The following is a 19837-nucleotide window of genomic DNA, read 5'->3' on the forward strand; positions in this document are numbered from 1 at the left end:
AATTTGACGAAACGAAAAATTATGCGAACTTAGACTAGTGTGATGTAATAGTCTTTTCTACAGATTATGGCCACAACCAAGCCCATGTGCTTCGTTCTTCTCCTTGCAGTAAAACCAAAGTTCGGCAAGCTGAGGCTGTGTTCATGCATTCGAAGCCGATTCCGTAGGCTGATAAGGCTACGGTAATTTTTGGATGTAGGAATTGTTGTTTTGCTCCTGTACCTATAATAATGACTTCTGGACGGTTTTCTGCTGTTTCAATTGCTGATATAAAAATTTGTTCGTTTAATTCTTCGATGGTTGCTTGAGGAATGATGCTAATTTTGCCATCTTGCCAGCAAATGGGTTCTGAGTATGTTTGTTCACCGATTTGCAATATGCCTTGTGAGGATGAAAAAAATGATGCGGTTTCATCAATATGGTTTTCTGTGATTTTCATGGCAATTCCTGTTTTTATGGTAGAACGATTTTCAGACGGCCTTGGGAAACCTTGCAAAAAAAGGTGCAAAATCAAGCAATATCAGGTAGGATTCAACGTTTGACCTTGTGCATTGATGCTTTGCTCTGAATTTACGATTGCAAGCGATTATAACAAGCCTTGGTTTTTCGTGAATATTTTAAAGTATCGGCTCAAAAGGAGACACAATGAAGCCAGTAAATATCGGTCTTTTAGGTTTGGGTACAGTTGGTGGCGGTACGGCCACTGTATTGCAGGACAACGCTGCGGAAATCAGCCGTCGCTTGGGACGTGAAGTCCGTATTTCTGCTGTTTGTGATTTGAGCGAAGAAAAAGCCAAACAAATTTGCCCGAATGCTGCTTTTATCAAAGATCCGTTTGAGCTGGTTCAACATCAAGATGTTGATGTCGTTGTTGAATTGTTTGGCGGTACCGGTATTGCCAAAGATGCGGTATTAAAAGCGATTGAAAACGGCAAACACATTGTTACTGCCAATAAAAAACTGTTAGCTGAATACGGCAATGAAATTTTCCCTTTGGCAGAAGAAAAAAATGTCATGGTGCAATTTGAAGCTGCTGTTGCCGGCGGTATCCCTATCATCAAGGCTTTGCGTGAAGGATTGGCTGCAAACCAAATCCGCAGTATCGCCGGTATTATTAATGGTACCAGCAACTTCATTCTTACTGAAATGCGTGAAAAAGGCAGCGCGTTTGCAGACATATTGAAAGAAGCTCAGGCTTTAGGCTATGCAGAAGCTGACCCTACTTTTGATATTGAAGGTCATGATGCCGGCCATAAAATCACCATCATGAGCGCATTGGCATTTGGCACGCCGATGAACTTTTCTGCCTGCTATTTGGAAGGTATCAGTAAACTCGACAGCCGCGATATCAAATACGCTGAAGAGTTTGGCTATCGCATCAAATTGTTGGGTATTACCCGTAAAACCGACAAAGGCATCGAGTTGCGTGTACACCCTACTCTGATTCCTGAAAGCCGTCTGCTGGCTAACGTTAACGGCGTGATGAATGCTGTCCGCGTCAATGCTGATATGGTTGGTGAAACCTTGTATTATGGTGCGGGCGCCGGTGCATTACCAACCGCCTCTGCCGTGGTTGCCGACATCATTGATATTGCCCGCCTGATTGAAGCGGAAACCGATCATCGTGTCCCTCACTTGGCATTCCAGCCTTCGCAAGTTCAAGCGCAAAATATTCTGCCTATGGATGAAATCACCAGCAGCTACTATCTGCGCGTTCAAGCAACTGACGAACCGGGCACTTTGGGTCAAATTGCCGCACTCTTGGCCAAAGAAAATGTTTCTATCGAGGCTCTGATTCAAAAAGGCGTGATTAATCAAAGTACTGCCGAAATTGTGATTCTGACCCACACCACAGTGGAACACAATATCAAACGCGCTATCGCAGCGATTGAAGCTCTGAGCTGCGTGGATGCTCCGATCACCATGATCCGCATGGAAAGCCTGCATGACTGAGCAACAACCGGAAAGGCCGTCTGAAGAGCAACTGGCGGCCAGAAAGAAAGCCAAGGCAAAAATCCGCACCATCCGCATTTGGGCATGGATTATTTTGTCTTTGCTGACTCTGACCGCCCTGCTCTCACAATGCGCCATGAACAAGCCGCAGATGAAGCAAAATGTGGTGGAGTCTTGCGTGAAAAACATTCCTTTTGCTGAAAAATGGCAGACTGATTTGAAAGCAAAAGGTTTGGATGCGCAAAACGAGAAATTGGCTCAAGACTATTGTGTCTGCATGTGGAATCAGCCCTTAAGCAAACTCTCTGACGAGCAAATCCGTAACTTCGGCAAAATCAGCCCTGAGGAGCAACTCAAACTCTTGGGTGGCGCGGAAGCTTTTGAGGCACGCGATAAGCAGTGCGTGGCTGATTTAAAGGCTGAGTAAACCAAAATATCGGTTTAAGCCAAAGCTACAAGGCCGTCTGAATTTCAGACGGCCTTTCTTATACTGAATAAATAGTAATAAGAATTGATTTCATTATATTTTAAGTTTAAGATAGCTAGGTGAATTGCTTTTCTATGGTTATTGCCATGCGTTACCACTTTCCTATTGCCGTTGATATTTATGATTTTTTGTATACCGGCCGATTTGACTATCTGGAAATCGGACAATCGGCGGAGTCTATTTTGCAGATGTTTCCTGCGCCTGATTGCGTCCCTAAAGGCTTGTTGGTGCAAAATGGCTGGAATATTTGGCTTTATGGCGATATCGAACTGCATTTCTCCGACAATCGGCTGACTCAGATTCGCGCTGATTTTCAGCCTGATGCTGCATTAAGCGGTGGCCGTTGGGTAAAGTTGAATCCGTGGTTTTTTGCAAATGGCTGCCTTGATGTTTATGCTGTTATTCAGCGATTGGTGCAACGCAATATTGACTTTATTAAAACAGAAACGCATACCAATTTAATTTTGCAGCTGCAAAGCGGGGTTGAATTAATTTTTGAAAAATGTCGTGGTATGAAACTTGCCTCGTTCCGCAAACAAAAAGCCTCCCTGCCCCATTGGGCGCGAGAAACAGCTTCTTAAATAAACAATGCCGTCTGAAAACATCATTTCAGACGGCATTATCAGTTACAAACCATTCAATAATTGTCGGATTTTCGTCATCGTCATAGAAGTCTGTTCATTACAGCCCTCAGTCCCTATTCCACTATCAAAGCAATCAATGCTGCTGACGCTGCAAAAGTGGGCATAGGCCATTTTTAACTCCCTAGCCAAAACGGCTTCGGGCATGCCGGTCATACCGAGTACATCTACGCCGTCACGTCGATAACGGACGATTTCTGCGCGGGTTGGACGGCGCGGGCCTTGCAGACAGCCATAAACGGCGGAGTCGTAAATCGGCACATTGTGCGCTTTCGTGATATTCAACAATTCTTGTCGTAATTCATCGCAATAAGGGTTGAAAAAATCGGTATGGACAACCGGACATTCTTGGCCTTCAAAAAAAGTATCTTTACGGCCATAGGTATAGTCGATCAAATCGTCCGGCAACACCAAACTGCCGTTTTCAAAATCGGGATTGATACCGACGACTGAAGAAATGGCAATGATGTTTTCGACGCCTAAAGAGTGTAACGCCCAGATATTGGCGCGGTAGTTGATTTCATGCGGCGCGATGGTATGGCTAAAGCCGTGTCGGGCGAGGAAAACAATATCCAAGCGCCCCAACCTGCCGAACAAAATAGGGCTGCTGGTTAAGCCGTATGGAGTGCGTACAATTTTTCGTTCAGTAATTTCAAGTTCCGGCAGTTTGGTCAAACCGCTGCCACCGATAATGGCTAACATATAGACTTCCTTTGTTATCAATGGCCGTCTGAAACTTGGATTTCAGACGGCCTTAATATTATTGATTTATTTATGTTTGTAGAAATGGCTGCCGAAATAGGCAGATGCGCCTTCACGCAATAAAACCAATGTTACGGCGGCAAGCGGCAGGCCGGCAAGCATACCGACAAAACCCATCAGTTGTCCGAAAGCCATCAACGAGAAAATTACCCAGAAAGGCGACAAACCGATGCGGTCGCCGACGATTTTAGGTGTAATGAAGAAGCTTTCCAAGAATTGGCCGACACCGAATACAGCCCAGACCATCAACAAGCCCTGCCATGAGCCATATTGCAAAAGCGCGGCGATTGTTGCCAGCAAAAGGCCGGTAAATGCGCCCAAATACGGAATAAATACCAAAATACCGGCAATCATACCGATGGCAAAGCCGGAATCCAAACCGACCAGCATCAAGCCCAAGCCATAAACCAAGCCCATAATCATCATAACCATCAGCTGGCCGCGCAGAAACTCGCCCAAAACTTCATCCATATTGCCGCTGATACGCGTGTAGGTCTCGATAAAACGGCGTGGAACCAGTTTGCTGATTCCGGAAGACCAGCGTTTCCAATCCAACAAGAAGTAATATAGCAACAAAGGCAACAACACCAAATTGCTGACGCCGCTGATCACGTTGCCGCTTTGACGCATCAAGGTAGGAATCCATTCTTTGAGCGTATTGCTCAACTCATCCGTATGCGACTGCAACCATGCAATAATCGATTCTTGATCGATTTGAATATAATCCCCGCTGACGCTGTTGAGCCACGGCAGCAGTTTGTTTTGAACAAAGCCCACGATTTGTGGCAGGCGTTCGGCCAGATTGTTAAACTGGTTCAACAACATAGGTACGATAATCAAAACCAACGACAGCAATATCAGCAAAGCCAGTGCCATAATAATCATAGAGGCCGGCGCGCGACGGATACGCTTCAATTGCAGCCACTCAACCAAGGGATTCAAAACATAGGCCAAAACGGCGGCCACAATAAACGGCGTCAAAACATCGCCCAAGGCATATAAAAGCCAAATAAAGGCTGCGATGACGCAAGCCATAATAATCCACGGTTTTGCGCCGCGCGTTTTCTTTTGATACATAAAAAGGTATTCCCCAGTTGATGCTTAAGGTTTTCAAAATAAATAAGCAGTATAACAGATTCACAAAGGCCGTCTGAAAGTGAGACGGCTATTAAGATAAAATAAAAATTGTTGACAATAATGCCAAAAAATTCAGCCTGAATCCTCCAATTTAAGATAAAATACGCTCCGACAATCTACCCCCATACCCGAATAAGGAAATCCAATGAGCACTTCTTTGAGCTATCGTGACGCAGGCGTGGATATCGACGCAGGCGATCAACTGGTCGAAAACATCAAACCTTTTGCCAAGCGTACAATGCGCCCTGAAGTGTTGGGTGATTTGGGCGGTTTCGGCGCTTTGGTCGAAATCGGCAAAAAATACAAAAATCCGGTATTGGTTTCCGGTACGGACGGCGTCGGCACCAAGCTGAAACTGGCATTCGACTGGGACAAACACGATACCGTCGGCATCGATTTGGTTGCCATGAGCGTCAACGACATTTTGGTTCAAGGTGCAGAACCTTTGTTCTTCTTGGACTATTTCGCTTGCGGCAAACTGGATGTTGCCCGCGCGACTGATGTGATTAAAGGCATCGCCCAAGGCTGCGAAGAATCCGGTTGCGCTTTGATTGGCGGTGAAACTGCCGAAATGCCGGGCATGTATCCCGAAGGCGAATACGACTTGGCCGGTTTTGCCGTCGGCGTGGTTGAAAAAGAACGCGTCATCAACGGCCGCAGCATTCAGGCCGGAGACGTTGTTTTGGGCTTGGCTTCCAACGGCGCACACTCCAACGGCTACTCTCTGGTACGCAAAATCATCGAGCGCGACGACCCCGATTTGGATGCGGAATTCGACAACGGCAAAACCTTGCGCGAAGCTATCATCGCCCCTACCCGCCTGTATGTGAAACCTATCCTTGCCGCTTTGGAAAAATTCACCATTAAAGGCATGGCCCATATTACCGGCGGCGGCATTACTGAAAACGTACCTCGCGTTTTGCCTGAAAATACCGTCGCACAAATCGATGCCAAAGCGTGGGAATTGCCTAAACTGTTCCAATGGCTGCAAAAAGCAGGCAATGTGGAAACCCAAGAAATGTACCGTACATTTAACTGCGGTATCGGCATGGTCGTTATCATTGCCAAAGAAGATGCCGATGCGGTACAGGCATTCTTGAGCGAACAAGGCGAAACCGTTTACCGATTGGGCGCAGTTCGTGAGCGCAACGGCGACGAACATCAAACCCAAGTGGCTTGATTAAGATGTAATTAAAAAAGTGCGGATGATGAATCCGCACTTTTTATTGTTTATGGTCTAAGAAAATCTCCGCTCTAGCCTGCTTCTTCCATAAAGCCGGCCAATTGAGCCGTATCATGGGCAATCATCAGCTCTTCATTGGTTGGAACGACCAAAACAGCCGGCATAGAACCTGTCGGGCTGATGATACCGGAGTTGCCGTAGCGTTTGTCCATATTGGCTTTGGTGTCGATGTGCAGACCTAAGAAATCCAAGTAGGAAACGGTTTTGGCGCGGATATTACGCGAGTTTTCGCCGATACCGCCGGTAAACACGAGCGCGTCAACGCCGCCACAAGCTACTGCCATCGAAGCAATGTATTTGGCAAGGCGGTAAGTCATTACTTCCAGAGCCAAGCGTGCGCCTTCATGGCCTTCATCTGCAGCGATTTCCAAAGAACGACAGTCGTTGGAGAGTTCGGAAATACCGAGCAAGCCTGATTTTTTGTTCAGCATTTCATCAACTTGTGCAACATCCAAACCGGCGTGTGAAGTCAGATAGCTGTATACGCCCGGGTCGATGTCTCCGCAGCGCGTACCCATTACCAAGCCTTCGATCGGCGTGAAGCCCATACTGGTGTCAACGGATTTGCCGTTTCTAATGGCGGTAATGGATGCGCCGTTGCCTAAGTGGGCAATAATCATGCGGATATCTTCCAACGGTTTGCCCAAGATGCGTGCAGCTTCAGGGGCGACGTAACGCATACTGGTACCGTGGAAACCGTAGCGGCGGAAAGCGTATTTTTTACGCAATTCGCGCGGAACGGCATAAGTGTAGGCACGCTCGGGCATGGTTTGGTGGAATGAAGTATCCATCACGCCGACATTGGGCAGGCCTGGGAAATGCTCTTGTGCAGCCAAAATGCCGTTGATATTGGCAGGGTTGTGTAGCGGAGCGAGCGGAATGCAGGCATTGAGCTCGTCCATTACCGCTTGGTCGATCAAAACAGACTCGCTGTATTTTTCGCCGCCGTGGGCAATACGGTGACCAATGGCTTTAATACGGTCGTGCAGGCCGTGTTTTTCAAGCTCTTTCAACAGCATACCTACGGCACCGGCATGATCGTTACGGCTGGTCAAAGCTGTTTGGCATTTTTTGCCGTCTTTGCTGAACGTAATGACTGCTTCGGGCGTACCCAAACGTTCGCCGAGACAGCTTAAGAGAACTTTACCGTTTTTACGGTCGATAACGGCACCTTTGAGTGAAGAGCTGCCGCAGTTCAGAACAAGAATGAGTTGGTTGGACATGGTGTTTCTCCTTTGAATTTTTGATTGTTTTTTTGGTTTCAGGCCGTCTGAAAAGAGCAAAAACATTTGAGAGCTTTCCAGATTGCCTTTGGTTTGGTGTTTAGTCAGGCTTCATGCCCAATCCTAATCTCCATTGCAGGTATCGCTACCTGACTAAAATCTGCTTATTTGGTTTTCAGACGGCCTTGTTTAATGGCTTGGCCGTCTGAAAACTTAAAAGCAATCTTCCGGCACTCGGACTTGTCCTTCCATAATCACGCGTGCGCTACGGCTCATGACCGCTTTGGTGGCCGTCCATTGTCCGTCCTGACATTCGGCGGCGGCACCGACACGCAGTGTGCCTGACGGATGACCGAAACGGACTTCTTTACGCGCTCCGCCTCCGGCTGCAAGGTTGACCAGCGTTCCGGGCACGGCGGCGGCGGTAGCGATGGCAACTGAAGCGGTGCCCATCATGGCGTGGTGCAATTTGCCCATGCTCAGCGCGCGTACCAATAAGTCGATGTCGGCAGCTTTGACGTTTTTACCGCTTGAAGCGGTGTAATCGGCCGCAGGGGCGACAAAAGCGACTTTCGGAGTATGGGCACGAGTGGCAGCTTCGGATACGTCGCTGATCAAACCCATTTTCAGCGCGCCATATGCGCGGATGGTTTCAAATTTTTCCAGGGCTGCGGCATCGTTGTTGATGTCGTCTTGCAACTCTTTGCCTGTATAGCCCAAATCTGCGGCATTCAGGAAAATGGTTGGAATACCGGCATTGATAAGCGTGGCTTTCAGACGGCCTATATTCGGCACATCAATTTCATCGACCAAATTGCCGGTTGGGAACATACTGCCTTCGCCATCGGCCGGATCTAAAAATTCGATTTGTACTTCGGCAGCCGGAAACGTTACGCCGTCAAGCTCGAAATCGCCTGTTTCCAAAACTGCGCCGTTTTGCATCGGTACATGGGCAATAATGGTTTTTTCGATGTTTTTCTGCCAGATTTTGACGGTACACAGGCCGTCTGAAGGGATTTTGGATTTATCGACCAAGCCTTGCTCGATGGCAAATGCGCCCACGGCGGCGGTCAGATTGCCGCAGTTGCCGCTCCAATCGACAAAAGGTTTGTCGATGGAAACTTGTCCGAACAAATAATCGACATCGTGATCGGTGCGTTCGGATTTGTCCAAAATCACGGCCTTGCTGGTGGACGAACTGGCATTGCCCAAACCGTCAATCTGTTTGCCGTAAGGGTCGGGGCTGCCGAGTACGCGCAAGAGGATTTTGTCGCGTGCCTCGCCTGCTTCCTGCGCTGCGGCCGGCAGATCGGTACGTTTGAAGAAAATGCCTTTAGATGTACCGCCGCGGTAGTAAACGGCTGGAATTTTAATTTGCGGCATTTCGAGTTCTCCTTTGTATTTCTAGTATGGTTTTTTCAGACGACCCCTCAAACATTCGAGGCCGTCTGAAAACCTTTTTGAGCGTAGCCCGGGCATTTTGACGATACCCGATTTACCTTACGCTGCATTTCCTTCTAAGAAGTCTTGTGCGAAACGTTGCAACACGCCACCGGCTTCATATACCAACACTTCTTCTGCGGTATCGAGGCGGCAGGTAACCGGAACTTCGACGGTTTCGCCGTTTTTACGGTGAATCACGAGGGTCAGGTCGCAGCGCGGTCTGCGTTCGCCGACAACGTCGTAGGTTTCCGTACCGTCCAGTTGCAGGGTGCGGCGGTTGGTACCCGGTTTGAATTGCAGCGGCAATACGCCCATACCGATCAAGTTGGTGCGGTGGATACGCTCGAAGCCTTCGGCAACAATCGCTTCCACACCGGCGAGGCGTACGCCTTTTGCAGCCCAGTCGCGGCTTGAGCCTTGACCGTAGTCCGCACCGGCAATGATGATGAGCGGCTGTTTACGGTTCATATAGGTTTCGATGGCTTCCCACATACGCATCACTTGACCTTCGGGTTCAACGCGTGCCAGCGAGCCTTGGCGTACGCTGCCGTCTTCATTTCTCACCATTTCGTTAAACAGTTTCGGATTGGCGAAGGTTGCGCGTTGGGCGGTCAAGTGGTCGCCGCGGTGGGTTGCGTAAGAGTTGAAGTCTTCTTCAGGCAAACCCATTTTTGCCAAATATTCGCCTGCAGCACTGCTGGCCAAAATCGCATTGGATGGCGAGAGATGGTCAGTGGTGATGTTGTCGGGCAAAATCGCCAGCGGGCGCATACCGCTCAATGTGCGTTCCCCTGCCAGTGCGCCTTCCCAGTAAGGTGGGCGGCGGATATAGGTGGACATAGGACGCCAGTCGTACAGCGGGCTTGGTGCTTTTTGCGCCGTGCCGGTGTCAAACATCGGGATATAAACGTCGCGGAATTGTTGCGGTTTCACATATTCGGCAACGATGGCATCAATTTCTTCATCGGTAGGCCAAATATCTTTCAGGCGGATTTCTTTGCCGTCTGCAACGCCGAGTACGTCGTTTTCAATATCGAAACGGATGCTGCCTGCCAGCGCGTAGGCAACGACCAACGGAGGCGAAGCGAGGAAAGCCTGTTTCGCATACGGATGGATACGGCCGTCGAAGTTGCGGTTGCCTGACAATACGGCGGTGGCGTACAAATCGCGGTCGATGATTTCTTTTTGGATTTTCGGATCCAGCGCGCCGCTCATGCCGTTACAGGTGGTACATGCGAAGGCAACAATACCGAAGCCGAGTTTTTCCATTTCAGGCAGCAGGCCTGCTTCTTTCAAATAGATTTCGGCTACTTTTGAGCCCGGGGCAAACGAAGATTTCACCCAAGGTTTGCGTTGCAAGCCAAGACGGTTGGCATTACGTGCCAACAGCGCGGCGGCGACAACGTTGCGCGGATTGGAAGTATTGGTACATGAAGTAATCGCGGCAATAATCACTGCACCGTCAGGCATTTGGCCGTCTGAAGGCTCTTCGTAAGGTTTTGCCAAGCCTTTGCTGGCCAAATCAGCAGTCGCAAAACGGGCATGTGGGTTACTTGGGCCTGCCATGTTGCGAGTTACGCTGCTCAAATCAAATTTCAAAACGCGAGGATAAACGGCGGTTTTCAAGGCATCTGCCCACAAGCCTGCGGTTTTGGCGTAGATTTCTACCAATTTCACTTGCGCGTCGTCACGACCGGTCAGTTTCAAATAATCAATGGTTTGCTCATCAATAGCGAACATCGCGGCAGTCGCGCCGAACTCAGGGGTCATGTTGGAAATAGTGGCACGGTCGCCGATGGACAGGCTTCTTGCGCCTTCGCCGAAGAATTCGACAAATGCGCCAACCACGCGCTCTTTACGCAAGAATTCGGTCAGTGCCAACACAATGTCAGTGGCAGTAATGCCCGGCTGGCGTTTGCCGGTCAGCTCAACGCCGACAATATCAGGCAGACGCATCATGGATGCACGGCCCAACATTACGGTTTCGGCTTCCAGACCGCCCACGCCTACGGAAATCACGCCCAATGAATCGACGTGCGGCGTATGTGAGTCAGTACCGACACAGGTATCAGGGAACGCTACGCCGTTTTTAACTTGGACAACCGGCGACATTTTTTCCAAGTTGATTTGGTGCATAATGCCGTTGCCCGCCGGAATCACGTCCACATTTTCAAATGCGGTTTTTGTCCAGTTAATGAAGTGGAAACGGTCTTCGTTGCGTCTGTCTTCGATTTCGCGGTTTTTGCGGAAGGCATCAGGATCGTAACCGCCGCATTCAACGGCCAAAGAGTGGTCAACGATAAGCTGGGTTTGCACCACCGGATTCACTTTGGAAGGATCGCCGCCTTTTTCGGCAATCGCATCGCGCAGGCCTGCCAAATCCACCAACGCTGTCTGACCCAGAATATCATGACACACCACGCGTGCCGGATACCAAGGGAAGTCGATTTCCTGTTTTCCCTCAATCAGCTGGCCCAGCCAGCTTTGCAGCGTAGGCAGGTCGACTTTGTCTGCGCGGTTGACCAAGTTCTCAGCCAAGATGCGGCTTGTGTACGGCAGCTTGTCGTAAGAGCCTGGTTTGATGTCTTCACACGCCTGACGCGCGTCGTAATATTCCAAATCCGTACCGGGCAAAGCTTTGCGGTAGCGTTGGTTGGCAGTCATGTCGGTTCTCCTAAATCTATTATTTTTTTGGTTTGAGGTTTCAGACAGCCTGTTGATTCGGACCTTCAGGCCGTCTGAAATCATAAATTCTGTTTTATTGCTTGTTGTCTGAAATCTATTCACGGTATGAAAAAAAATTGCTGCTCCGCTACCATCATTCCCGTATAGACGGAAATCCAAACTTAAATCTTTCAGTACTCTTTACAGCAGAACATTTCACCTTTTGAATTTCTGCCTGTATGGGAATGACGACAGCAGAGCAGCATGTTTTCCAAACGGCCGGCTCTCTCTCTCGCATACTGCACTAGGCCGTCGAAAAACGAAAACATCATTTATTCATTGTTTTCAAACGGCATTTCGAGATGGGGCGGGCAGGCGGCCCACCCTGCTGTTACGCATATTAGCGGTTTTCAATCTCCACGAATGCCAAATCTTCAGGGCCTGTGTAGTTTGCGCTCGGACGGATGATTTTGCCGTCTTTGCGTTGCTCGAGAACGTGTGCGCTCCAACCGGTTGTACGGGAAATCACGAACAGCGGTGTGAACATAGCGGTCGGTACGCCCAATTTTTGGTAGGAAACGGCAGAGAACCAGTCCAGATTCGGGAACATTTTTTTCTCTTCCCACATCACGCTTTCCAAGCGTTCGGCAATGTCAAAGAGGCGCATATCGCCGGTTTCGTTACTCAAACCGCGTGCCACTTCTTTAATGACGACGTTGCGCGGGTCGGAAATGGTGTACACCGGATGACCGAAACCGATCACGATTTCTTTGCGGCCGATGCGTTCGCGGATGTCGGCTTCGGCTTCGTCGGCATTGCGGTATCGTTTTTGAATATCGTAAGCCACTTCGTTCGCGCCGCCGTGTTTCGGACCTTTCAACGCACCGATTGCACCGGTAATGCAGGAGTACATATCAGAGCCTGTACCGGCAATTACGCGGGCGGTAAAGGTAGAAGCGTTGAACTCGTGTTCTGCATACAGAATCAGTGAAACGTGCATGGCTTTGATGTGTGATTCGCTTGGGCGTTTGCCGTGCAACAGATGCAGGAAATGACCGCCGATGGTCTCTTCGTCGCTTTCAACTTCAATGCGTTTGCCGTTGTGCGAATATTGATACCAGTACAAGAGGATGCTGCCGAGGCTGGCGATCAGTTTGTCGGCGATGTCGCGCGCTTCGCTTTCCGGATGGCTTTCGCGTTCAGGATGAACGCAGCCCAGCATGGATACGCCGGTACGCATCACGTCCATCGGATGGGTATGTGCAGGCAGGCTTTCCAAAACTTTAATCACACGGATAGGCAGGCCGCGCATGGATTTGAGCTTGGCTTTATAAGCGGCCAGCTCGAATTTGTTGGGCAAATGACCGTGAATCAGCAGGTGGGCGACTTCTTCAAACTCGCATTTTTGTGCCAAGTCCAAAATGTCGTAACCGCGATAGCTCAAATCGTTACCGGTACGGCCAACGGTACACAATGCGGTATTACCGGCCGCAACGCCAGAAAGCGCAACGGATTTTTTAGGTTTGAACGTTGGGGTTTGAGTAGTTTCAGTCATGGTATTTCTCCTTTGTATTTTTATGGGTTTTATTTTTCAGACGGCCGATGCGGATTTGTTGAAAGGCCGTCTGAAAGCGGTTACTTATTTTTGAAACAATTTATCCAGTTTTTGCTCGAAGGCATGATAGTTCAGATGCTCATACAATTCGGCACGAGTTTGCATAGTGTCAACCACTGCGGCTTGAGTGCCATCGCGCATAATCGCTTCATAAACATTCAGAGCGGCTTTGCTTGCTGCGCGGAACGATGACAGCGGATACAGAACCAGCGACACGCCGTTTTCAGCCAGCTCGCTTTGGGTATAAAGCGGAGTAGAACCAAACTCGGTAATGTTGGCCAATACAGGCACTTTCACTGCATCTGCAAATTGGCGGTACATTTTCAAATCGGTCATGGCTTCAGGGAAAATCATGTCCGCACCGGCTTCGACACAAGCCTGAGCGCGTTCGATAGCGGCATCCAAACCTTCTACCGCCAGCGCATCGGTACGCGCCATAATCACGAAGTTCTCATCAACACGCGCATCTACGGCAGCTTTGATACGGTCGACCATTTCATCTTTAGAAACGATGGCTTTGTTCGGACGGTGGCCGCAGCGTTTTTGCGCTACCTGATCTTCGATGTGAACCGCTGCAACACCAGCGCGTTCAAAGTTACGAATAGTACGGGCAATATTGAATGCACCGCCCCAACCTACATCGATGTCCACCAGCAAAGGCGTATCTACGTTGTCCGTAATGCGTCGCGCGTCAATCAGCACGTCTTCCATTGTGGTAATGCCCAAATCAGGGATACCGCAAGAGCAGGCTGCCACTCCGCCGCCGGACAGGTAAATCGCTTTGAAACCGCTTTGAGTAGCCAATCGTGCAAAATAAGCATTGACGCAACCGACTACGGCAAGTGGATTTGATTCTTTCACAGCTTGACGGAAACGCGCTCCGGCAGAGTGTTGGCTCATCATAATTTCTCCTTTATAGACTTTTTTCAGTATTAATCGGACGGCTCGGTTTTTCACAACTTAAAACGAACCGTTTAAAAAGAAATAATCGTTTTAAAAACTGTTTTCAGACGGCCTATAAAATTTCAATCATCAACCATCCAAAAAATTTAAAACCAATAAATACAAATAGTTATCAAGACCAATAAATACAATAAGGCTGAAGCGGGGGGTATACGTTTTTTAATTTTTATTAATCAATATATGAATGACTGTTGGGGATACAGATATTTTAAAACCCGAAGCGTTCGTAGGAATGCGGAAACTGGATTCGGGTTGAGAGCCTTCAGACCGTCGGGACTGCCAATAAACTGGCGGCGACGGGAGTGGCAGAGACGGGAGAAAATCTATAACAAGAGAGAGTGGTTTGATACAGATTCATGATGATGTTCCTTTGTAGTGCGATGTAGTTTTTATTTATGGAAACAAATTTAAAAAATAAAACCGGTCTTGTCAAACACTTTTTTCAAAAAAATTATAAAAAATTCAGTTATTAATAAACGATTTTTTTGCAACAAATGTAAAAAACGGACAGGCTGTACCACATCAAATCCTTATGTGGCCTAGCTTCTGTCCGTTTTGTACTTTTGACTGATAGTCAGAATGATTGTAAACAATCTATCTAAAAATAATTTATAATTAATTCATTTATAAAGAACTTTTAAATATGCCGTCTGAAAAAAATTAAAATTTTTGCCTTTAAATTTTCAGACGGCCTTTGCCTGATGACTACTCTGCACTAAATGCCGTCTGAAAAGTCTGTTTGCCAATGGTAATGTCGACAGTGTAATCATGGCGGCCTTCGACGCAAAACGGCAAGCGGACTTGCACAGCCTGCCAACTTTGCGGCGATTGTTGCGTCAGGTTGTAGCGATTGAAGCCCATGTCCATGTTTTTCATACTGAAACTGATACTGACCGCGCCCGTATTCTTCGGCACATTCTCAACCACAATATCAAAAGGCTCGTGTGTATTGATGGAGGTCGCTCGTACTTTTGAACCGTCAGGCAGGACGCAGCCTTGTGTCAGACTACATTCGACTACATTCGCTTTTGACTGTTGCCGTTGCCACCAATCCAGGAGCAGCAGTTTGGCCGCCGCAAACACAATCAGTAAAACAGCGGCAATCAGTAGTTTTTGATTTTTACTCATTTCAGACGGCCTCAATGTCATTATTGGTCAAAACGGCATGCACACCCATGCTCTGCCACTGTTCACGATAAATGGAAACCATACTCTCGGGAGCTGCCGCAATCAACGGCGTAGCCACACCTTGCGCCAAAATATCGACAACTTGCTTGGCTGCCGCTTCATTCGCTACTTTCCATACGACAGCATCGGCATTTTGCACCTGCTGCCATTGTTCGGCATTTTCAATGATTGGCCATACGCTGGGTGCTTCTATCGGCTTGCCTTGTTGCCAATCGGCAAAATCCAGCAATACGGCAGATGCGGTTTGATGCTGAGCCGACAGATACGGTGCAACATGATATTCGCCCATGCTGTTTTGACCGCAGAATCCGCTTTTCAGACGGCCTTGAAGCTGGCGCGGAATAGAGAGGGAACGTAATAATGCGCTATTGGCAGGCAACATCGGCGCAACGGTAAAATCCCCTGCCTTTTGCCATGCCCATTTCTGCCCTTCCCTCGATTGGATTTCGCCCGTCCATTGGTTGGCTTCCACCCATAAAAAATGCAGGCGTACATGTGCGTGTTCGTAGGAATGGACTTTGGTCAGCCACGGCGTAGCGGCAAGGATACGGATGCCGAGTTCTTCTTCAAACTCGCGCTGCAAGGCTTGAAAATCGCTTTCGCCTGCCTCAACCTTGCCTCCGGCAAATTCCCAATAACCGGCATACGGTTTACCCTCTGGGCGGGAACTGAGCAGGTAGCGGCCGTTTTGGTCGAGTAAAATTCCGGCTACCACTTGCACCAATGGACGTGTGTCTTCAGTCATCATGAGCTTATTCTTATATGCGGCAGGCAGCGACACCTGCCGATTTATGCGTAAAAAAACGATGTCGGGCCTATACGCCCGACCTTCAACAAATACCTAACCCTTCAGGCCGTCTGAAAAGAATTTTCTATTTCAGAATACTTAAATCCGGCCTTATTTTTCCGCAATGACAAAAGCCATAACGGTATCCTCTTCATCGCTCATACTGAGATGGCAGCTTCGGATACCCTGTTCTTCCAGCCATTTGGTCAAAGCAGGTGCAAAAAACAACTCTGGTTTGCCCAATGCGTCATGTCCGACACCGATATTGCGGAAAGACACCACGCCGCGTATACCCGTACCGACGGCTTTGGCAAAAGCCTCTTTGGCGGCAAAGCGTTTGGCAAGATAGTTGACCGGTTTGCCTGCCTGCGGAAATTCCAACAGCTCTTCCGGGCTGAGAATGCGTTGCGCAAATACCAGTCCGAATTTTTTGTTCAGGCGGATAATGCGTTTGAGGGAAACAATGTCTGTACCGATTCCGTAAATCATGGGTCTGCTCCTTGTTTAAATAGTCAGGCCGTCTGAAAGTGTGAATACCGGCCAAAGCCAATTGCCTTAGCCGGTATGGCTGATGCCGTTAAGGCAGCATTCTGGCTCTGAACATGACTTCCTTCATCTGGCGGACAGCTTCTGGCAGGCCGAGGAAGAGTGCTTGGGAAATCAGTGAATGTCCGATGTTCAGTTCGCGGATGGCGAGGATTTGAGCGATCGGCGTAACGTTGTGAATGGTCAGGCCGTGTCCGGCGTTGACGACCAAACCCAAATCGCTGGCGTAATGCGCGCCGTTTTGAATGCGCTCGAATTGTTTCATTTGCTCGGCGTGGCCGTGCGCATCGGCATACGCGCCGGTGTGCAACTCAATAACGGGCGCGCCGACATCATAAGCGGCTTGGATTTGCGCGTTGTCGGCATCGATAAACAAGGACACGCGGATGCCTGCATCGGTCAGGATTTTGGTGAACTCGGCCACTTTATCCTGTTGCGCCAATACGTCCAAACCGCCTTCGGTGGTCACTTCTTGGCGTTTTTCAGGAACGAGGCACACATCCTCCGGCATGACGTTGAGCGCGTTTTCCAGCATTTCTTCCGTCAGCGCCATTTCCAAATTCAGGCGCGTGCGGATGGCGTTTTTAACGGCGAACACGTCCGCATCTTTAATATGGCGGCGGTCTTCACGCAAGTGCATGGTAATCAAATCTGCGCCGTGGGTTTCCGCAATCAGCGCCGCTTCGACAGGGCTGGGATAAATCGTACCGCGCGCATTGCGGACGGTGGCAATATGGTCGATGTTTACGCCTAACAACATAATAATGTCCTTTCTTTAAGGTTTCAGACGGCCTGAATCTTCACCTACCAAAGGCCGTCTGAAAAAATTCAACTGCCCAAACCAAACTGCTGCAACTGCTGCAAAACCTGCCGAGATTTGATGCCCTCGGGGAGAAGGTTGTCAATCAAAAGCCGCGTTACTTTCAAAGCCTGACCGAGGCTTTCCTGATGAACAAAACTGCCTTCCCTCAAATCGATTAAAGTCGCGCCCAATACGGCCACGCCCTTATTGAGCGCATGGAAACGGTCGGCCTCGGCCAGGGGAACCACAGCTTCTTCAGGCGTGAGCCAATAAGTTTCATCGCTGTTGATTTCATTGCCGTTGCCGTCATGGAACAAATCGGGGGCAAATCCCAAGCGTGTCAACAGCGACCACTCAAAACGGCGCAAAGCGGCAATATGGTTGGCCTCGCAGCAGATGGTTTTCATGGTTTCCGCCAAAACATCGTAAAGCTCGGGCAACGGATCTTCGCGGACGGTCAATTTCAGCATCAACTCGTTCACATACAATCCGCTGAACAAAGCCCTGCCCTGTGGCTGCGGCCACCCGCCTATCCATTCGGCGCGATGCAAAGTCTTCAACTCTTGCGAGCCATACCAAGACGCGCTCACCGGCACAAACGGCACCAACACGCCGCGCAATTCACTCTGCCGTTTGCGCGCGCTTCTGGCCAACAAAGCCACCCGCCCATAACGGCGGCTGAAAGCCTCCACCCACAAGCTGCTCTCGCGCCACGGGGCGGAAGCAAGCAGAAAGATAGGTTCGTGGTTGATGCGGTTTGGTTGCGCCATAAGGGTTTGGAAAGATAAAGATTGTGTCGATTATAACGGAAAATCGACGCAAAAAGGCCGTCTGAAAATCCGCCTTCTATAAAGGCCATCTAAAAACCTTTATAATCCGTTTTGAATGAACAACCGACTTTCCTGTGTTTATGCCGAAATTCCCTTTTAAATCCGCTCTTTCCCTGCTCTCCGCAGCCCTATTATCCGCCTGCTCGCTGGTGAAATATCAGCCTGTCACCGGTATTGATACGGTCGACCTGCAACGCGGCTACCGCTTTGAAACCAGCCGGCTTCAGCGCAACGACGAAGACGATACGCTTATTGTATTGATGTTCTCCGGAGGCGGCACGCGCGCGGCGGCATTGGGTTATGGCGTGTTGGAGCAGCTTCATAAGCAACAGATTACCATCGGCGGCAAAAAACAATCTTTGATGTCGCATGTCGATGTGGTGGTCGGCGTATCCGGCGGTTCGGTTTTGGCGGCTTATTTTGCACTCAAGGGCGAAGAAACCATTCCCTTGTTTTATAAACGTTTCCTACACCAAAACTTCCAACGCCAAGTCGTCAAACAAGCCTTTTCCATGTCCAACCTGCCCCGACTGGCCTCGCCTGAATACGGACGCGGCGATCTGTTACAGGAGCAATTTGAAAACTACCTTTTCGGCAAAACCACTTTCCGTGATTTGGAAAAAAATGCCAAAGGCCCGTTTGCCATCATTTCCGCCACCGATATGGGCATAGGCGAGCGTTTTAATTTCACGCAGGAATATTTCGACCCGATGTGTATCGACTTGGCCGACTTGCGACTTGCCCGCGCCGTTGCCGCTTCAAGCTCCGTGCCTATGGTGTTTGCACCGATTACGCTCAATAACAACGGCGGCCATTGCCAATACACGCCGCCGCTGCAAATTGTCTCCGACAGCGAAGCCGGTAAAAAACAACTGCAAACCCGAAAAGAATTTCTCGAGCGTTTCCAAAAATACAGCGACAGCAAAAACCGTCCCTACATCCACCTTATCGACGGCGGCTTGACCGACAATCTGGGTATGCGCAGCCTTTTGGACATGACGGAAATGTATCCGGAAAAACTCCTGACGCATAAAATCAAACAAAACAAAATCCGCCATATTGTCGTCATCAACGTCAATGCCCAAAACGAAGTCAGCAGCGATTTGGATAAAAGCGCGGCCGTACCCGGTTTCCGCGATGTTGTTTCCGCCATCGTGAATATCCCGATCGACCAACATTCGCAAGAATCTTTGCGTCGCTTCAGGGCTTTTGTCGACCAATGGAACAAAGACAAACAGAACGAAGACATCTATTTCTCTTTCGTCAGCCTGAATCTCAAAAACCTTCCGCCATCCCAGCTGAGGGACAAGGTGTTGAATATCCCGACCAGTTTCTATCTGCCGCCGGAAGACGTGAACAATCTGCGTACCGCCGCTGCCGAACTGATGAAGCAGTCGCTGGACTATCGCAACCTGCTGGCAGAATTTGCGGCACACCCCAATCCAGACACCATCTTCGCAGCCCCGCCTCTAGATGCGCAAGAGTTCAAGCCATTGAACGAAAAAGAAAAGCAGTAGTAAACTGTTCCATAAAGTGTAGCTCTGTTAAAATAT

The 19837-nt window shown here is 49.1% G+C and carries 18 protein-coding genes; 5 read left to right on the top strand and 13 right to left on the bottom strand.

All coding sequences use genetic code 11. The annotated features are described in order from the left end of the window. Positions 1-64 precede the first annotated feature (64 nt). Entirely contained in the window at positions 65-439 is a 375-nt protein-coding gene (locus HMPREF3052_RS00660) for an Mth938-like domain-containing protein (RefSeq protein ID WP_003686305.1), read from the bottom strand. A gap of 206 nt (positions 440-645) precedes the next feature. On the opposite strand from HMPREF3052_RS00660, the gene HMPREF3052_RS00665 reads away from it, so the two are divergent. From HMPREF3052_RS00665 to HMPREF3052_RS00675, 3 genes are all read left to right on the top strand, one after another. Next, on the top strand, positions 646-1953 hold the full coding sequence (locus HMPREF3052_RS00665; RefSeq protein WP_070747758.1) for a homoserine dehydrogenase: 1308 nt from the start codon (positions 646-648) through the stop codon (positions 1951-1953). After that, positions 1946-2380 (top strand): hypothetical protein, encoded by a 435-nt coding sequence (locus HMPREF3052_RS00670; RefSeq protein WP_070747761.1) that lies wholly within the window; start codon positions 1946-1948, stop codon positions 2378-2380. Before HMPREF3052_RS00665 ends, HMPREF3052_RS00670 begins: the two co-directional genes overlap by 8 nt. Positions 2381-2514: 134 nt before the next feature. After that, positions 2515-3021, top strand: coding sequence for a hypothetical protein (locus tag HMPREF3052_RS00675; protein ID WP_083318761.1), 507 nt, complete (start codon positions 2515-2517; stop codon positions 3019-3021). 45 nt (positions 3022-3066) lie between these two features. On the opposite strand, the gene HMPREF3052_RS00680 is transcribed toward HMPREF3052_RS00675, so the two are convergent. Beyond that, entirely contained in the window at positions 3067-3783 is a 717-nt protein-coding gene (locus tag HMPREF3052_RS00680) for an S-methyl-5'-thioinosine phosphorylase (RefSeq protein ID WP_070747764.1), read from the bottom strand. Positions 3784-3849: 66 nt separating this feature from the next. Next, the gene (locus HMPREF3052_RS00685) at positions 3850-4920 is read right to left on the bottom strand and encodes an AI-2E family transporter (RefSeq protein ID WP_070747767.1); all 1071 of its coding nucleotides are present in this window, start codon (positions 4918-4920) and stop codon (positions 3850-3852) included. Between the two features lie 205 nt (positions 4921-5125). Between HMPREF3052_RS00685 and purM the strand changes: the two genes are divergently transcribed. Then, positions 5126-6160, top strand: coding sequence for a phosphoribosylformylglycinamidine cyclo-ligase (purM, locus tag HMPREF3052_RS00690; RefSeq protein ID WP_049351030.1), 1035 nt, complete (start codon positions 5126-5128; stop codon positions 6158-6160). Positions 6161-6234: 74 nt separating this feature from the next. On the opposite strand, the gene HMPREF3052_RS00695 is transcribed toward purM, so the two are convergent. From HMPREF3052_RS00695 to recO, 10 genes are all read right to left on the bottom strand, one after another. Further along, positions 6235-7446 carry an acetate kinase gene (locus HMPREF3052_RS00695; protein WP_070747770.1) on the bottom strand — a complete coding sequence of 404 codons (1212 nt, stop codon included), beginning with the start codon at positions 7444-7446 and terminating at the stop codon, positions 6235-6237. Positions 7447-7659: 213 nt separating this feature from the next. Further along, positions 7660-8829, bottom strand: coding sequence for a 2-methylaconitate cis-trans isomerase PrpF (prpF, locus tag HMPREF3052_RS00700; RefSeq protein WP_070747773.1), 1170 nt, complete (start codon positions 8827-8829; stop codon positions 7660-7662). 117 nt (positions 8830-8946) lie between these two features. Then, on the bottom strand, positions 8947-11553 hold the full coding sequence (acnD, locus tag HMPREF3052_RS00705) for a Fe/S-dependent 2-methylisocitrate dehydratase AcnD (RefSeq protein WP_070747776.1): 2607 nt from the start codon (positions 11551-11553) through the stop codon (positions 8947-8949). A 400-nt stretch (positions 11554-11953) separates the two neighbouring features. Then, positions 11954-13108, bottom strand: a complete 1155-nt coding sequence (gene prpC / locus HMPREF3052_RS00710) for a bifunctional 2-methylcitrate synthase/citrate synthase (protein WP_070747779.1) — start codon at positions 13106-13108, stop codon at positions 11954-11956. A gap of 84 nt (positions 13109-13192) precedes the next feature. After that, the gene (gene prpB / locus HMPREF3052_RS00715; protein WP_002233567.1) at positions 13193-14068 is read right to left on the bottom strand and encodes a methylisocitrate lyase; all 876 of its coding nucleotides are present in this window, start codon (positions 14066-14068) and stop codon (positions 13193-13195) included. Positions 14069-14836: 768 nt separating this feature from the next. Then, on the bottom strand, positions 14837-15259 hold the full coding sequence (locus HMPREF3052_RS00720) for a hypothetical protein (protein ID WP_070747782.1): 423 nt from the start codon (positions 15257-15259) through the stop codon (positions 14837-14839). A gap of 1 nt (position 15260) precedes the next feature. Then, on the bottom strand, positions 15261-16064 hold the full coding sequence (locus HMPREF3052_RS00725; protein ID WP_283126934.1) for an NUDIX domain-containing protein: 804 nt from the start codon (positions 16062-16064) through the stop codon (positions 15261-15263). Positions 16065-16217: 153 nt separating this feature from the next. Continuing rightward, positions 16218-16595 (bottom strand): holo-ACP synthase, encoded by a 378-nt coding sequence (gene acpS / locus HMPREF3052_RS00730; protein ID WP_070747788.1) that lies wholly within the window; start codon positions 16593-16595, stop codon positions 16218-16220. Positions 16596-16683: 88 nt separating this feature from the next. After that, positions 16684-17412 (bottom strand): pyridoxine 5'-phosphate synthase, encoded by a 729-nt coding sequence (gene pdxJ / locus HMPREF3052_RS00735; RefSeq protein WP_070747791.1) that lies wholly within the window; start codon positions 17410-17412, stop codon positions 16684-16686. Positions 17413-17480: 68 nt separating this feature from the next. Then, positions 17481-18224, bottom strand: a complete 744-nt coding sequence (gene recO, locus HMPREF3052_RS00740; RefSeq protein ID WP_049329067.1) for a DNA repair protein RecO — start codon at positions 18222-18224, stop codon at positions 17481-17483. Positions 18225-18364: 140 nt separating this feature from the next. Between recO and HMPREF3052_RS00745 the strand changes: the two genes are divergently transcribed. After that, positions 18365-19801, top strand: a complete 1437-nt coding sequence (locus HMPREF3052_RS00745; RefSeq protein WP_070747794.1) for a patatin-like phospholipase family protein — start codon at positions 18365-18367, stop codon at positions 19799-19801. Positions 19802-19837 lie beyond the last annotated feature (36 nt).

It is taken from the genome of Neisseria sp. HMSC056A03 (assembly GCF_001815685.1).
GTDB classification, from domain to species: domain Bacteria; phylum Pseudomonadota; class Gammaproteobacteria; order Burkholderiales; family Neisseriaceae; genus Neisseria; species Neisseria subflava.

Bases quoted from the DNA above. Each gene is read 5' to 3' on its own strand.
- prpC (WP_070747779.1), bottom strand. From the start codon at position 13,108: ATGACTGAAACTACTCAAACCCCAACGTTCAAACCTAAAAAATCCGTT.
- HMPREF3052_RS00675 (WP_083318761.1), top strand. From the start codon at position 2,515: ATGGTTATTGCCATGCGTTACCACTTTCCTATTGCCGTTGATATTTAT.
- recO (WP_049329067.1), bottom strand. From the start codon at position 18,224: ATGGCGCAACCAAACCGCATCAACCACGAACCTATCTTTCTGCTTGCT.
- HMPREF3052_RS00680 (WP_070747764.1), bottom strand. From the start codon at position 3,783: ATGTTAGCCATTATCGGTGGCAGCGGTTTGACCAAACTGCCGGAACTT.
- HMPREF3052_RS00745 (WP_070747794.1), top strand. From the start codon at position 18,365: ATGCCGAAATTCCCTTTTAAATCCGCTCTTTCCCTGCTCTCCGCAGCC.
- HMPREF3052_RS00725 (WP_283126934.1), bottom strand. From the start codon at position 16,064: ATGACTGAAGACACACGTCCATTGGTGCAAGTGGTAGCCGGAATTTTA.
- purM (WP_049351030.1), top strand. From the start codon at position 5,126: ATGAGCACTTCTTTGAGCTATCGTGACGCAGGCGTGGATATCGACGCA.
- HMPREF3052_RS00695 (WP_070747770.1), bottom strand. From the start codon at position 7,446: ATGTCCAACCAACTCATTCTTGTTCTGAACTGCGGCAGCTCTTCACTC.
- HMPREF3052_RS00720 (WP_070747782.1), bottom strand. From the start codon at position 15,259: ATGAGTAAAAATCAAAAACTACTGATTGCCGCTGTTTTACTGATTGTG.
- HMPREF3052_RS00685 (WP_070747767.1), bottom strand. From the start codon at position 4,920: ATGTATCAAAAGAAAACGCGCGGCGCAAAACCGTGGATTATTATGGCT.
- HMPREF3052_RS00665 (WP_070747758.1), top strand. From the start codon at position 646: ATGAAGCCAGTAAATATCGGTCTTTTAGGTTTGGGTACAGTTGGTGGC.
- HMPREF3052_RS00660 (WP_003686305.1), bottom strand. From the start codon at position 439: ATGAAAATCACAGAAAACCATATTGATGAAACCGCATCATTTTTTTCA.
- acpS (WP_070747788.1), bottom strand. From the start codon at position 16,595: ATGATTTACGGAATCGGTACAGACATTGTTTCCCTCAAACGCATTATC.
- acnD (WP_070747776.1), bottom strand. From the start codon at position 11,553: ATGACTGCCAACCAACGCTACCGCAAAGCTTTGCCCGGTACGGATTTG.
- prpF (WP_070747773.1), bottom strand. From the start codon at position 8,829: ATGCCGCAAATTAAAATTCCAGCCGTTTACTACCGCGGCGGTACATCT.
- HMPREF3052_RS00670 (WP_070747761.1), top strand. From the start codon at position 1,946: ATGACTGAGCAACAACCGGAAAGGCCGTCTGAAGAGCAACTGGCGGCC.
- pdxJ (WP_070747791.1), bottom strand. From the start codon at position 17,412: ATGTTGTTAGGCGTAAACATCGACCATATTGCCACCGTCCGCAATGCG.
- prpB (WP_002233567.1), bottom strand. From the start codon at position 14,068: ATGAGCCAACACTCTGCCGGAGCGCGTTTCCGTCAAGCTGTGAAAGAA.